A 14,092-nucleotide genomic window follows, 5' to 3' on the forward strand; every position below is an offset into this window, starting at 1 on the left:
TGTTGTCGCCTCAGTGCGCAGACGCCTGGGCGAACAGGACGTTGTTCTCCAGATGAATGTGCTGCATCAGGTCGCTGCGCAGCTCTTCGAGCCCGCGATACAGCGCGCGCCAGGTATTGCAGGCGTTTGCCGGTGGGGTGATGTCATCGGTGAGTTCGGCCAGGCGCTGAAGGGCGGCGCCGTGCTGGTCATGCTCGTAGCGCATCACTGCGATCGGGCCTTGGGTCTGCGGCAATTGCATGTCGCGGCGCAGCATCGGAAAGAGGATCTGCTCCTCCTTGAGCATGTGGCTTTCCAGTTCCTGCTGCATGCACCACAGATGTTCGGCGAGCCCGGTCGGGCAGTCCGCCTTGTTGCCATGCACCTGCTCGACACGGGTGGCCAAGCGGATCAGTTCTGGGAACTGCTCACGATGACGTTCGTGAAAGCGTTCGAGCAGGTAGTCGATCAGCGATCCGGCCGGCACATTGCGCCAGTCAGGCTCAGTCGTGGACTCGCTTCCCAATGCCGCCAACTCGTCCGCGATCACCTGAGCGTCAAGGTTGCGCTGCAGGGCAGCGTCGCGCAGCGGGGTGTCGCCACCGCAACAGAAGTCCAGCTTGTAATGGCGAAACACGCGGGTGGCGCCAGGGATCAGGCAGGCCAGGCTGCCCAGGGTTTGCTCGGTAAGCGCAGTCGTCATGGTGGCGTTTCCAAGGGTGGAAGTACTCAGAACAACGCAAGCGCTATGCCATCATCAAGTTATTGATTTATAAGATATAAATATTAATGGTGGTGAAATGTACCTGGGCGGTATAGGGTTTAAAAAACCATAGGGGTAGTAATCACCATGATGGAAGAAGCACTGCTGGCTGACCTTGTCACCGAACTGCCCAATGCGGTTCGCCTGCAACGCTTGGTGCACACGCTGCATCAGCGGTTTCGCTGTGGTGCGGTGGTGCTGCTACGTCTCGACGAGGACACCCTGCGCCCGCTGGCTGCGGTGGGGCTGGTGCAGGAGGCCCTTGGGCGGCGCTTCGTGGTGGCTCAGCATCCGCGGCTGGCCGCCATCCTCTCGCAGCGTGAACCCACCTGGTTCGAGCCCGACAGCCGTTTGTCAGACCCGTACGACGGGCTGCTCGATGCGCATGTGGGCGAGCCTCTGCCGGTGCACGATTGCATGGGCGTGAGCCTGTTCGTGGAGGGCAAGCTGTGGGGCGCGCTGACCCTCGATGCGCTGCATGCCGGCACCTTCGATGACGAGGCGCGGCGTGATCTGCAGCGTTATACGCTGGTGATCGAGGCAGCCATCCGCATCACCCGGTTGGAACACGAAAATCGCGGCCTGCGGCTGGCGCGTAGCGACGTGCTGGAAACCACCCCGGTGCCGGGCGACGGCGAAATTCTTGGGCAAAGCGTTGTGATCCGCGAGCTGTTGCGTGAGCTGGAAGTGGTTGCCGACTCGGAACTGCCAGTGCTGCTGCTGGGCGAAACCGGCGTGGGCAAGGAGCTGTTCGCGCGCTGGCTGCATCGACATTCGCGGCGCCGCAACAAGCCGCTGGTGCTGGTCAATTGCGCCGCGTTGCCCGAATCGCTGGCCGAGAGCGAGCTGTTCGGGCACGTCAAGGGTGCGTTTTCGGGCGCTACCACGGACCGTCCCGGACGTTTCGATGCTGCCAACGGCGGCACGCTGCTATTGGACGAGGTGGGCGAGCTGCCGCTGGTGGTGCAGGCCAAGCTGCTGCGCACTTTGCAGAACGGGGAGATCCAGCGCCTCGGGGCCGACAAGCCGCGTCAGGTGGACGTACGCATCATCGCGGCGACCAACCGCAACCTGCGCGAAAGCGTACGAGATGGACATTTCCGCGCGGATCTCTATCACCGACTTTCGGTTTATCCGGCGCCGATCCCGCCTTTACGCGAGCGTGGCAACGATGTCCTGATTCTGGCCGGCTACTTTCTCGAGCTGAACCGCGCCCGGCTGGGCTTGCGCAGCATGCGGCTGTCGCCGGCCGCCGAGCGGGCATTGCTCGGCTACGCCTGGCCGGGCAACGTCCGCGAGCTTGAGCATGTGATCAGCCGAGCGGCGCTGCGGTTGCTCAGCCGTGGCGCCTCGCGCAGCGAAATCCTCACGCTCGAGCCGGAGCTGCTGGATCTGGACAGCGAACACGTCGGCGCCTTCGCTCCGGCTGCTGAGGTCGAACCCCTGGCGACGGAGGCTGAGATCGTCTCGTTGCGCGAAACCGTCGATGGCGCCCAGCGCCAGGCAATCATCCGGGCGCTGGAGGCCTGCGGTGAAAACTGGGCGCAGGCGGCGCGGTTACTGGATGTCGACTCGAGCAACCTGCACAAGCTGGCGCGGCGTTTGAAACTGAAATGAGCGCTCGTTGGGACGGGATACAGCTGGGTCCTGTTCCGCCAGTCGGCGTGAGTCGTCTTTGTCGGGCGGCGGTCTAAGCTTTCATCATCACGACGAGGAGATTTCCATGGCTTTGGACCATGACCAGTTCAACCAGCTGCTGAGCGAGGCTCAGGCGCACGCCGACCGAGCAGCCAGCGAGAACAATCCGCAGCATTATCAGCAGGCGTTCGAGTCGAGCCTCAAGGCGATGCGTCTGCTCGCCGAGGAGTCCGGAAACTGGCGGGACGCCGTTGTTCGCGCGACTGAGGAATATCAGGGCGACGAAGGGATATAACGCAGCTTCCGATCGGACGGTCATCGCAATGATTGCGGCGTCCTGATTGCCAGGCCAGCGCCCTTTAGGAGCGAGCTTGCTCGCGAGCCTGGGCTCCGAAGGGCCCAGCTTGGTCTTGCTTCTGCGGCTGGTTTTGTTCTCTTGGCTTCGTTGCCTGCCAGCTTCGTCCCCTTGACGCTTATCAATGCCTCTCGTCGGAGGCCTACCTAGACTGCCGACTTTCCGTCCGGCCCGGACGGGCACCGTTGCCGTTGGCAGGGTGCGCATGATTCCGCATGTCTAGGAGTTGCCATGCACTTGGTCTGTCCAGCAGGTAGCCTGCCCGCGCTCAAGGCTGCCGTTCAGCAGGGTGCCGACGCCATCTACGTCGGTTTTCGTGACGACACCAATGCCCGCCATTTCGCTGGCCTCAACATGGATGCGAAGCAGCTCGACAAGGGGCTGCAGCTGATCCGCGAGAAGCGCCGCCAGCTCTACATTGCCGTCAATACATATGCCCAGCCACAAGGCTGGTCCCGTTGGCAGCGAGCGGTGGACCAGGCCGCTGACCTGGGCGTGGACGCACTGATCGCCGCCGATCCGGGCGTGCTCGGCTATGCCGCCAAACGCCACCCGCAGCTCAACCTGCATCTGTCGGTGCAGGGCTCGGCGACCAATGCCGCCGCGCTGGATTTCTATCAGCAACGCTACAACATCAAGCGCGCAGTGCTGCCGCGGGTGCTGTCGCTCAAGCAGGTCAAGCAGGTCGCCGCCAGCAGTCCGGTGCCGATCGAAGTGTTTGCTTTCGGCAGCCTATGCATCATGGCAGAGGGGCGTTGCCACCTGTCTTCCTATCTCACCGGCGAATCACCGAATCTGTGCGGCGTCTGCTCGCCAGCCAAGGCGGTGCGCTGGAGCGAGGAGCCGGAAGGGCTGACCTCGCGGCTGAATAATGTGCTCATCGACCGTTACGCCGAAGGCGAGTCAGCCGGCTATCCGACGCTGTGCAAGGGCCGCTTCATGGTCAATGGCGAGCGCTTCCACGCACTGGAAGAGCCCACCAGCCTGAATACTCTGGACCTGATTCCTGAGCTGGCGAACATCGGTGTCACGGCAATGAAGATCGAGGGGCGGCAGCGCAGTCCCGCTTATGTCGAGCAGGTCACCCGCGTCTGGCGCTCGGCGCTGGACGCCTATCTGCAGGCGCCGCAGCGTTATGCCGTGCAGCCAGGCTGGCGCGCAGTGCTCGATGGCTTGTCGGAGGGCTCGCAAACGACCCTTGGCGCTTATCACCGGGCGTGGCAGTGAATCTCTTCAGCAAGGAGCAGTTATGAAACTCAGCCTAGGCCCCGTGCTGTTCTATTGGGATCGCCAGCAGACGCTGGACTTCTACGCCGACATGGCAGACATGCCGCTCGATGTGATTTATCTCGGTGAAACCGTCTGCTCCAAGCGCCGCGACATGGGGCTGGATGACTGGATTGGTTTGGCGCGTGAGCTGAAACAGCAATCAGCGGCGCAGTTGGTGCTGTCCGGTCTTGCGCTGGTCGAGGCGGCTTCGGAGCTGTCCAGCCTGCGTCGGCTCTGTGAGAACGGCGAGCTGATGGTCGAGGCCAACGACATGGGTGCGGTGCAGTACCTGTCCGAGAAGGGCGTGCCTTTCGTGGGCGGGCCGGCGCTCAACCTCTACAACGGCCATGCACTGGCCGAGCTGGTCAGCAGCGGCATGCAGCGCTGGGTGCCGCCCGTGGAGATTTCCGGGGCGATGATCCGCGACGCGCGTGCGCAGCTGTCTCAGCTTGGTGTCGCCGTGCCGGAAATCGAGATCTTCGCCTACGGCCACCTTCCGCTGGCGTACTCGGCGCGTTGTTTCACCGCCCGCGCGGAAAATCGGCCGAAGGACGATTGCCAGTTCTGCTGTCAGAACTACCCAGAAGGCATCCCGCTGTTGAGCCAGGAAGGCGAGGCGCTGTTCACCATCAATGGCATCCAGACCCTGTCGGCCTCGGTCAGCAATCTGTTGGCGGACTATCCGGCGCTGGTCGAGAGCGGTGCCGAGCTGCTGCGGCTGAGCCCGCGCGCATCGGGCATGACCGAGGTCGTTCAGGCATTTGATGCGGTGCGCAAAGGTAGCCTGCCACCGCTCGCCGTTGACGGCTGCAACGGTTACTGGCATGGCCAGCCTGGCATGCTGCGCGCCGAGGAGGCCGGACTATGCTGAGCCCTCGTGCACATTTATTGAAACTCGGCGAGCACCTATTGCCGCTGGCCGCGCGAACCCCATTCGCGCTGCAACGTATCGCCTTGGAGCGCAGCCTGAATCAGCTCTTCGCTGAGCCATTGGCTGAGGATGCCTTCGAGGCCTTGGAAGGCCACTGGATGCGCCTGGAAGTCGTCGACCTCAAGCTGGCCTGGTGCCTGAGTTGCGACCGGCAGAAGTTGCGCATCGCCGAGCAGGCGCCGGTCCAGGTGACCATCCGTGGCAACTGGCGTGAGTTCCTGTTGCTCGCCAGTCGTCAGGAAGACCCGGATACGCTGTTCTTTCGTCGCCGGTTGGTGATCGAAGGCGACACCGAACTCGGCCTGGCAATCAAGAACCTGATCGACAGCCTGGACCCGGACCTGTTGCCGCCGTGGCTGTGGAAAGTGCTGCAAGGCGCGGGCGAGGAAGTGGCGCAGGCCGGCCGTGCGCAGCCGGTAAGCGCCTGATCTGACACTTACCCGCTGCGCCGGTAGCACGCAATCTGTGGCGTCTTTGCTGGGCGTTACACCGAGTGCAGCCGGTGCCGCGGTTTCATCCGGTCGCTGGCAATGATGTTGCGCATGTCCTCGAACAGCGCATCGGCTTCGGCTTCGGAGCAATCTTCACGGTAGCGCTTGCGCAGTCCGTAACTGCTGAGGGTGATATGGACGTTCGCGACTACGCCGTGCTGCGCGAGGCAGGCGCGTGCGCAATGCAGCGGGCAGCCGTCGATAGCCAGGATCGCTCGGCCAGAGTTGGCCTTATTGACCAGCGAGCTGACCCGGCCGCCGACACCGGCAATGCAGGACATTTCGGCCAGACCGGCACGATCCAGGCGCACCGCAAGGGTATTGGCCAGTTGCGCCACGTTGGAGCAACCCGAGCAGGCATAGACGAGGGGCAGGCGGGGTGCGGACATGCGGTTCTCCCGATTCGAAAGGGCCAGCGAAAGTATCCGGGCCAATGCAGCGGTGGCCCATGACGATCGTCAAGAAGCTGGGGCAATCCGTCGCAGTTCAGTCCTGATAAGCGGCCAGGCCCCGGCTGTCGAGTATCTCGATGCGCCGGCGCTGCACGCTGATCATTCCCGACTCGATCAGCCGGTGCAGGATGCGCGAAAAGGTTTCTGGCTGAATGCCCAGCTTGGAGGCGATCAGACGCTTGGGCACATCGAGGGTGACCACGCCGCTGTCGTCCTCTTGCGACTGATAGAGAAAGCGCACCACGCGATGACTGGCGTTGGCCAGCGTCAGGGTGTCGATTTCGTTCAGACGCTGATGCAGCCGAATGCTCAGGGTGCCGAGTATGTCCAGGCAGATGCTCGGGTGTTGCTCGAGCATGCGTCGGTAGTGCGGGCCGTTGAGGCTGGCGAGGAGGCTGGCCTTAAGTGCCGTGGCACTGACCGGATAGTTCGGCGCGCCAGTGAACAGCAAGGCTTCGGCAAATGACTCGCCAGCGCGGATGACCTCGACCAGTTTTTCTTGGCCGTCGCAGACTACGCGGTGCAGTTTCACCTGACCGCTGAACAGAAAATAGAACCGCTCCGCCTTGTCGCCCTGATGAAACAGCGAGGCACCGGCGGGCAGCCGCTTGAGGTTGGCCGAGGCGCACACTTCCTGTAGCGCGGCTTCTGGCAATCGGCTGAACAGGTGGTGTCGGCGGAGGTCCGCAACGAGGGATGTTTCGGTCAGCATGGTTCCTCCACCGGCACCTGTCCGGGATTGTTCGACGTTGCATCCTAGGAGCACGCATCGCCCACCTTCCTTGATCGCAGACAAGATCGTCGGCCGCGGTTGCCTCAGAGCCATTATAAAAATACGGCCAAGGTGAATTGACGATGGTCAATTCGCTTGCGGACGTAATTGCCTACATTTCACATCATCTAGTGTTTAAAGAAGTTTTTGTAACTACATATGGTGATGGAGGCATGATGCTGGGGCTTGAAGAAGTGAATCGACCGGTCTCGCTGCGCAAGCGGGATGGGAGGCTGGTCGCGTTCGTACTGGACAAGATCGGCGCGGCAATCGAGGCCGCGGGCCTGGCCACCGGTGAGTTCGAACAAGCCACTGCCCAGGCGCTGGCTGCTCAGGTCCTGGTACGCCTGCCGCAGCGGGTGGTGGAGGTCGAGCAGGCTCAGGATGCGGTCGAGCGCGTATTGATGGAGGCGGGTTACTACGACACGGCGCGCGCCTACATCGTCTACCGCGAGCGACATGGTCGGCTGCGGCGTGATCGCAAGTCACTGGTCGATGTCGCCTCATCGATGAACGAATACCTTTCGCGCGAAGACTGGCGGGTACGCGCCAATGCCAACCAGGGCTATTCGCTGGGCGGGCTGATTCTCAACGTGTCGGGCAAGGTCACTGCGAATTATTGGCTAGACGAGGTCTACAGCCCGGAAATCGGCATCGCCCATCGCGAGGGCGATCTGCACATCCACGACCTGGACATGCTCGCCGGCTATTGCGCGGGCTGGTCGCTGCGCACCTTGCTCAACGAAGGCTTCAACGGCATACCCGGACGCGTTGAGGCGGGACCGCCGAAGCACCTGTCCAGCGCGCTGGGGCAGATGGTCAACTTCCTCGGCACCCTGCAGAACGAGTGGGCGGGTGCCCAGGCGTTCAGCAGCTTCGATACCTATCTCGCGCCCTTCGTGCGCAAGGACGGCCTGGGATTCGCCGAAATCCGTCAGGCCATCCAAGAGTTCATCTACAACCTCAATGTGCCGTCGCGCTGGGGCACGCAGACTCCCTTTACCAACCTGACGTTCGACTGGGTCTGCCCCGAAGACCTGCGTGAGCAGATTCCCTACATCGGTGGTGAGGAGATGCCTTTCGCCTACGGTGAGCTACAGGCCGAGATGGAGTTGATCAACCGCGCCTATATCGAGGTCATGCAGGCGGGTGACGGGCTGGGCCGGGTATTCACCTTTCCGATCCCCACCTACAACATTACCCACGATTTCCCCTGGGACAGCGAAAACGCCGACCGCCTCTTCGAGATGACCGCGCGTTACGGCCTGCCGTACTTCCAGAACTTCCTCAATTCGGATATGCAGCCCAATCAGGTGCGTTCGATGTGCTGCCGCTTGCAGCTGGACGTGCGCGAATTGCTCAAGCGCGGGGGTGGGTTGTTTGGTTCGGCCGAGCAGACCGGCTCGCTCGGCGTGGTGACGGTCAACTGCGCACGCCTGGGTTATCTGCATTCCGGCGACTGGCCCGGGCTGATCGAGCATCTCGATGCGCTGCTTGAACTGGCCATGCAGAGCCTGGAGGTCAAGCGCAAGGTGATCCAGCACCACATGGATGCCGGGCTCTATCCTTACACCAAGCGTTACCTGGGCACGCTGCGCAATCACTTCTCCACCATTGGCGTGAACGGGCTGCACGAGATGGTGCGCAACTACACCGAGGATACCGAGGGCTTGCACACCGAAGCCGGCCGGCGTCTGGCCGTCGACCTGCTCGACCATGTTCGAGCCGTGCTGGTGCGCTTTCAGGAAGAAACCGGCCACCTTTACAACCTCGAAGCGACGCCCGCCGAAGGCACCACTTACCGATTCGCCAAGGAAGACCGCAAGCGCTTTCCGGAAATTCTACAAGCGGGCTCTGCCGAGGCGCCGTACTACACCAACTCTTCGCAGCTTCCGGTGGGCTTCACCGACGACCCGTTCGAAGCCCTGATGCTGCAGGACGAGCTGCAGACCAAATACACCGGCGGCACCGTATTGCACCTGTACATGGCCGAGCAGATCTCCTCGACACAGGCCTGCAAGAATCTGGTGCGCACCGCGCTGGGACGCTTCCGCCTGCCTTACCTGACCATCACCCCAACGTTCTCGATCTGCCCGGTTCATGGCTACCTGAGCGGTGAACACGAGTTCTGCCCCAAGTGCGACGAGGTGCTGGTCGCCAAGCAGCAAAGCTGCTGCGCCTGATCTGGTTCCGTAGGAGCCAGCTTGCTGGCGATCATCTATCAGCGCGCCAACTGGCGCATCGGTCTAAAACCCAACCCTGAAGGAGCGACACATGACCCAAACCACTCAACTCCCCGAAGCCCAACGTCAGCGCTGCGAAGTCTGGACCCGCGTGATGGGCTATCACCGTCCGGTCGCGGCGTTCAACCCAGGCAAACAATCCGAGCACCGTGAACGCACCCATTTCACCGAGCAGGCCGCCGGTTTGGCGCGTTAGTCATGGGCGCCGCGCTACGGGTCGGGGGCATGGTGCCCCTGACCACCCTCGACTTTCCCGATCATCTGGCCTGCGTTCTGTTCTGCCAGGGCTGTGGCTGGCGTTGCCGCTATTGTCACAACCCTGAGCTGATCCCGACCTGTGGCGCCGAGGAGCGCAGCTGGGCGGAGATTCTCGGCTTTCTCGATCAGCGGATTGGTCTGCTCGAGGCGGTGGTGTTCAGCGGCGGCGAGCCGACCCTGCAACTGGCGCTGCCGGATGCCATTGCGCAGGTGCGCGCGAAGGGCTTCAAGATCGGCCTGCACAGCGCCGGTATCAAGCCGAAACTGTTCCGCCAGGTGCTGCCGCTGGTGGACTGGGTGGGGTTCGACGTCAAGGCGTTGCCGGAGCACGGTCGACTGATCACGGGGGTCGAGGGGAGCGGCGAAGCCAACTGGAAAAGCCTCGAGGCGCTGCTGGAGAGCGGCGTCGCGCACGAATGCCGAACCACGGTCCATTGGCAGCTGTTCGACGCCGAACGTCTGTGGGAGATGGCGCAGCGATTGCGCAAACTCGGTGTCGAGCGCTTCGCCGTGCAATGCGTGCGCACGGCGAAAATGCTCGACGACGGCCTCGCCGATAGCCGTGCACCCTACGATCAGCAAAAGCTCTGGGACCGGATGGGGAGGCTGTTTCCGTCGTTCATACTGCGAGGGTAAGGGGAGAAGGCCGTCGATGCGGCGTGCGGTGGGCTAAAGCCCACCCTACGGGCGGTACATAGCGGTAGGGTGGGCTTCAGCCCACCGTCTGCGTAAACGATCCACGGCCTCTTGGCGCCGTGAGGGCCGATAACCTTCAGCCTTCACGCCTATCGCTCTGGCTGGAGCCGGCGTCGGTATCCAGCGGCCAGACGATGCTGCCCCGAGCGGCTGTTCCGCGCGGTTATCCGAGATCCCGGCGCATGCCAATGTGCGGAATCCCATCCTCGAGATAGACCTCGCCCACCGGCTTGAAGCCGTAGCGCCCGTAATAGCCTTGCAGGTGGGCCTGTGCTGACAAGTAGAACGGCCGCCCCGGCCACTTTTCCCCGGCATGGTCGAGTGCCTGCACCATCAATTTATGTCCAATGCCCTGGCCGCGAGCCGAAGGTGCAGTAACGACGCGGCCGATCACCACGTTGCCGTCCTGCTGAACGGGGTCGAGCAGGCGCAGGTAGGCGACCAATTGCTGCTCTTGCCAGGCCATCAGGTGGCAGGTATCGCCCAGCAGGTCCTTGCCGTCCACATCCAGGTACACGCATTGTTGCTCGACCACGAAGACCTCAGCGCGCAGGCGCAGAATCGCGTAGAGCTGCTGCGCGCTGAGTTCGGTGTGGTGTTTGCAGATCCAGTTGATAGACATAACGCCGACTCGCTGAGAAAAACCTGCAGCGAATACTAAAGGTATTGCGCGCCCAAACGCTGTCGATGATCCCTCTTCGGGGCAGTCGGCGCCCTCCGACTATTTCGGTGCTGGCGCGTGCTCGCGAAGCGCGAGATCAGAGTCAGCCTTGCCCCTGTAGCGACACCCGTCAACCTGTGCGCTGGTCCATCGACGTGGCGGTGGGCTGAAGCCCACCCTACGGTTGAATACCTAACAGTAGAGTGGGCGGACGAGGTTCCGCCGCAGCCTATCCACCGGCACGAGTGATTCAACTAGGCAGGGTGGGCTTCAGCCCGCCGTTCTGACTGTACGAATCAGCTCCAACCCCAGAATTGCAGATACCAGCCGTAACCAACCACCGCGATCGCCAGCCCCACGCAACCGAATGCCGCCATCCGACGCAACCCATTGGCGCCGTGGCGGCTGATCACGCGCCAGGCCAGGTAGAGACTCCAGCCGACGGCACCAACCAGCAGCAGCGCGCGGGTCGGCTGCGCCCAGGCAAGGATGAAACCCTCGTAGCGCAGCAGCTTGATGGTGGTGGCTGAAAGACCGAGAAAAAGTCCGGCGCCGCCCAGCGGCGTCAGTGTCAGCGCCAGGTGATGAAACACGTTGTCGCCGCGGTTCATCAGCCTCACCGCACCTTGCAACAGCAGCCACAGCGCACCACCGATCAGCAGTGAGCTAGCACCGATGTAGGTGAGAATCGCCGCACCGTCGAGCCAGGTGAACGCATCGTTGTTCTGCGGATAATGCGTCAGCAGCCACCAGGGCGCGTTGGCCTCCAGCGGCCAAAAGATGTCGCGATCGACCAGCCACTCGGCTGCGGTCTGCTTGAGGGTGATGAACCAGGGGCTGACCGTCCACTGAAAGGCGCCCATGGCCAGCCCGATCATGCCAAACAGCAGCAGCGTGCTGTCCCAATGACCTTGTTGCGGCTGGTTGCCGACAATGAGGATTTCCTGATTCGGCGAGCGGGCGGCGAGGGCGACAGCGCCGCGCTGGCCGCTGCAGCGACCACAGGCGTGGCATTCGCTGTTGCCTTGCATGCGGCGGATGTCGATCAGCGGGGCGCAGTTGGGCGTGGCGAGCTTCGGTCCCTGGTTGGCCTTCCACAGCTCCTCGTCGACTTTGTAGTGCATCGGCGCCAGCCGGGCGAGCAGGCCGAACACGCCGCTCACCGGGCACAGGTGCCGGCACCAGACGCGCTTACCACGGCCATAGAGGAAGCCAACGATCATCGCGGCCACCGTCGAGCCGCCAAGGATCAGCGCGGCGGCGCGACCATAGTCATAAACACTGATCAGCTGGCCATAGACGGTGGTCAGCACGAACGCGATGGTCGGCCAGCCGCTCCAGCGAATCCACTGCGGGGTGCGCTTGTTCAGCCCGCGCCAGCTGATCCATTCGCTGAGCGAGCCTTCCGGGCAGAGCACACCGCACCAGAGCCGGCCGAACAGCACCATTGACAGCAGCACGAACGGCCACCACAGCCCCCAGAACAGGAACTGGGCGAACGCCGTGATGTTGTCCAGCATCCGCGCTTCGGACGGCGGCAGCGAAAGCACCGCTGGAACCAGCAGCAGGACCAGATAGAAGCCAACCACCAGCCATTGGATCAGGCGGATGGTGTTGGCGTGCTGGCGTAGCAGGTCGCCGATGCGCGCCAGCCAGGGGGCGTTGGTGATCATGCCGTGCGAGCCTCCAGACGAGCCTCCGGCTTCGGTCGCAGCCAGGCCCAGACGGCTAGCCAGTACAGCGCCATCACCATTACCGCGGCCAGCGAAGGCATGGCGCGGTAACCGGTCAGCCCCGCAAGGGTGCTGCCCAGGGTGCCGCCGTCATCGAGCAGGGCCGAGGTGTCCCAGACCGGGTCACCGAAAACGGTGTAAAGCACTTCAGGCACGTCCATGCCCATCAGCTGGCCGCTGAAGCGGTCGAGGCCAGCCATCAGCAGCGCCGCGCCGAGCAACAGCAACAGTGCCTCGCTGACTCTGAAGAAACGCTTCCAGGAGAACAGCCGGCTGCCAGCCTGCAATGCCGCGTAGCTCAGCAGCGCGAGCGCAAAGCCAAGCACACCGCCGATGACGAAACCGGTCAGGTCCGAACCGTCCTGCTGATGGCCGATGCCATACAGGAACACCACCGTTTCGCTGCCCTCACGCGCCACAGCGAGCATCGCCAGTACCAGCAAGCCAATGCCGCTGCCCTGGCTGAGGTGCGCGGCGGCGCTGTCGACCAGATTACGTTTGAGATCGCGTCCATGGTGGTGCATCCAGCCGACCATCTGCAGGATCAACAGCGCGGCAGCCAGCAGCATGGCGCACTGGAACCACTCGCCGGCGGGACCGGCCAGCCAGTCGCCGGCGCTGAGAATGCCCCAGCCCAGCAACGAAGCCAAACCGAGGCCGGCAACCACGCCGCCCCAGAGCATGCGCAGCGCATGACGGTTGCCTGGCTGCTGGCTCAACCAGGCGTGCAGAATGCCGATGACCAGCAACGCTTCGACGCTTTCACGCCAGACGATGAACATTGATTGGCCCATATCGCTTCTCCTGTGAAGAGACTACTTGGCGATGATTTCGCCTTCCGGGAGGTCCATGTGGAACTCATCGAAGAAGGGGTAGCGGCCGGGTTTGAGCGGATGAATCACGACGAACGAGGTGACACCGGGTGAGAGCACCTTTTCCACCCGCAGGGGTGTGCTCTCGAATTCAGTCGGCCCCTTGCCGGCATTGATCACGACGATCTTGAAGCGCTGGCGAGCCGGCACTTCGATGGTTGCCGGCTCGAAATGGCCGTCGCGGATGGTCAGCTCATAGGTCGGCAGACCGGCCTGGGCGCCGCCGGCAAAGCCGGCCGCGAGCAGGGCGAGGGCTGGAAGCAGGATGCGTTGCATGCTGACCTCCGGCTCAGTAGCCGCCTTTCTTGCCGATGCCGGCGTAGGTGAACTCGTAGTTCAGCGTGCACTGTTCGAACCAGGGCGCGACGCCGGTTTCCTTGTCAACGTGACGGCCAAACATCGCGTGCTTGCCGTCTGGCGGCGAGACGGTGAAGGTCAGCTGATACTTGCCCGGGCCCATCAGTTTGACGTTATCGCCATAGTGCGGGCCGTCGTTGGCCACCATCGGGTGAAAGTCGCCTTCGATTTTTTCGTCCGAGCCTTTCTTGCTCAGCGAGTAACGAATGTTCAGGTAGGAAACGAAGCTGCCTTCCTGCCAACCGTTACGGTTGCCTTCGGTGGCGGCGATGTCGGCTTCCAGATGAACGTCAGATTTGGCGGCGTCGAGCATCATGCCGGCAGGCTCCATTTCGACCGGCTGCAAGTAAACGGCACCAACCTCCATACCGCCGCATTGTTGCGGTTCACCGATGGGGTATTCCTTGGCTTGGGCGAGGGGCGTGAGCAGCAGCGACGCGATGGCGAGGGTAGCGGGAATGCGCATGAAGCCTCCGAAGAGATGGGATGGTTGACGCAGAAAGGTTCGCACCTGTGATGCTTAACGATAATGATTCGCGTCAATTTTGAATGAAATACTTTGTAACGTATACCCTGCATCGTCCGTGACGCTGCGTTTGATAACGCGGCAGGCAGCGTCTTG

16 protein-coding genes are annotated in these 14,092 nt (G+C 62.7%); 8 read left to right on the plus strand and 8 right to left on the minus strand.

The window, feature by feature from the left end; all coding sequences use genetic code 11:
- Positions 1 to 10: 10 nt before the first annotated feature.
- Positions 11 to 682, minus strand: a complete 672-nt coding sequence (gene ytfE / locus RT21_RS19760; protein ID WP_046164079.1) for an iron-sulfur cluster repair protein YtfE — start codon at positions 680 to 682, stop codon at positions 11 to 13.
- 147 nt (positions 683 to 829) lie between these two features.
- On the opposite strand from ytfE, the gene norR reads away from it, so the two are divergent.
- The 5 genes from norR to RT21_RS19785 all read left to right on the plus strand — a co-directional run bounded on the left by norR (position 830) and on the right by RT21_RS19785 (position 5,363).
- Entirely contained in the window at positions 830 to 2,359 is a 1,530-nt protein-coding gene (gene norR / locus RT21_RS19765; RefSeq protein ID WP_046164080.1) for a nitric oxide reductase transcriptional regulator NorR, read from the plus strand.
- Between the two features lie 106 nt (positions 2,360 to 2,465).
- Entirely contained in the window at positions 2,466 to 2,675 is a 210-nt protein-coding gene (locus RT21_RS19770; protein ID WP_045430036.1) for a hypothetical protein, read from the plus strand.
- 291 nt (positions 2,676 to 2,966) lie between these two features.
- Entirely contained in the window at positions 2,967 to 3,962 is a 996-nt protein-coding gene (locus RT21_RS19775; protein WP_045430034.1) for a ubiquinone anaerobic biosynthesis protein UbiU, read from the plus strand.
- Positions 3,963 to 3,984: 22 nt separating this feature from the next.
- Complete coding sequence (locus tag RT21_RS19780; protein ID WP_046164081.1) at positions 3,985 to 4,875, plus strand: U32 family peptidase; 891 nt, start codon at positions 3,985 to 3,987, stop codon at positions 4,873 to 4,875.
- Complete coding sequence (locus RT21_RS19785; RefSeq protein ID WP_046164082.1) at positions 4,869 to 5,363, plus strand: ubiquinone anaerobic biosynthesis accessory factor UbiT; 495 nt, start codon at positions 4,869 to 4,871, stop codon at positions 5,361 to 5,363. The genes RT21_RS19780 and RT21_RS19785 overlap by 7 nt, the downstream gene beginning before the upstream one ends.
- A gap of 56 nt (positions 5,364 to 5,419) precedes the next feature.
- On the opposite strand, the gene RT21_RS19790 is transcribed toward RT21_RS19785, so the two are convergent.
- Both RT21_RS19790 and RT21_RS19795 read right to left on the minus strand, forming a co-directional pair.
- Positions 5,420 to 5,815 carry a putative zinc-binding protein gene (locus tag RT21_RS19790; RefSeq protein ID WP_045430026.1) on the minus strand — a complete coding sequence of 132 codons (396 nt, stop codon included), beginning with the start codon at positions 5,813 to 5,815 and terminating at the stop codon, positions 5,420 to 5,422.
- A gap of 97 nt (positions 5,816 to 5,912) precedes the next feature.
- On the minus strand, positions 5,913 to 6,590 hold the full coding sequence (locus tag RT21_RS19795) for a Crp/Fnr family transcriptional regulator (protein WP_045430023.1): 678 nt from the start codon (positions 6,588 to 6,590) through the stop codon (positions 5,913 to 5,915).
- 236 nt (positions 6,591 to 6,826) lie between these two features.
- Between RT21_RS19795 and RT21_RS19800 the strand changes: the two genes are divergently transcribed.
- The 3 genes from RT21_RS19800 (at position 6,827) to RT21_RS19810 (ending at position 9,787) form a co-directional block, all read left to right on the plus strand.
- On the plus strand, positions 6,827 to 8,833 hold the full coding sequence (locus RT21_RS19800) for a ribonucleoside triphosphate reductase (RefSeq protein WP_046164083.1): 2,007 nt from the start codon (positions 6,827 to 6,829) through the stop codon (positions 8,831 to 8,833).
- A gap of 91 nt (positions 8,834 to 8,924) precedes the next feature.
- On the plus strand, positions 8,925 to 9,089 hold the full coding sequence (gene nrdD, locus RT21_RS19805) for an anaerobic ribonucleoside-triphosphate reductase (RefSeq protein ID WP_045430017.1): 165 nt from the start codon (positions 8,925 to 8,927) through the stop codon (positions 9,087 to 9,089).
- Positions 9,090 to 9,091: 2 nt separating this feature from the next.
- Positions 9,092 to 9,787, plus strand: a complete 696-nt coding sequence (locus RT21_RS19810; protein WP_045430014.1) for an anaerobic ribonucleoside-triphosphate reductase activating protein — start codon at positions 9,092 to 9,094, stop codon at positions 9,785 to 9,787.
- A 223-nt stretch (positions 9,788 to 10,010) separates the two neighbouring features.
- Here the strand turns inward: RT21_RS19810 and RT21_RS19815 are convergent, their stop codons facing one another.
- The 5 genes from RT21_RS19815 to RT21_RS19835 form a co-directional block, all read right to left on the minus strand.
- A complete protein-coding gene (locus RT21_RS19815; protein ID WP_046164084.1) occupies positions 10,011 to 10,469 on the minus strand; it encodes a GNAT family N-acetyltransferase in 459 nt (152 codons plus the stop codon).
- Between the two features lie 335 nt (positions 10,470 to 10,804).
- Positions 10,805 to 12,181, minus strand: a complete 1,377-nt coding sequence (locus tag RT21_RS19820) for a 4Fe-4S binding protein (protein WP_046164085.1) — start codon at positions 12,179 to 12,181, stop codon at positions 10,805 to 10,807.
- Positions 12,178 to 13,035, minus strand: coding sequence for an FTR1 family iron permease (locus RT21_RS19825; RefSeq protein WP_045430008.1), 858 nt, complete (start codon positions 13,033 to 13,035; stop codon positions 12,178 to 12,180). The genes RT21_RS19820 and RT21_RS19825 overlap by 4 nt, the downstream gene beginning before the upstream one ends.
- Positions 13,036 to 13,056: 21 nt before the next feature.
- On the minus strand, positions 13,057 to 13,389 hold the full coding sequence (locus tag RT21_RS19830) for a cupredoxin domain-containing protein (protein ID WP_045430005.1): 333 nt from the start codon (positions 13,387 to 13,389) through the stop codon (positions 13,057 to 13,059).
- Positions 13,390 to 13,402: 13 nt separating this feature from the next.
- Complete coding sequence (locus RT21_RS19835) at positions 13,403 to 13,936, minus strand: iron transporter (RefSeq protein WP_046164086.1); 534 nt, start codon at positions 13,934 to 13,936, stop codon at positions 13,403 to 13,405.
- Positions 13,937 to 14,092 lie beyond the last annotated feature (156 nt).

It is taken from the genome of Pseudomonas sp. 10B238, from assembly GCF_000970615.1.
Lineage (GTDB): Bacteria > Pseudomonadota > Gammaproteobacteria > Pseudomonadales > Pseudomonadaceae > Stutzerimonas.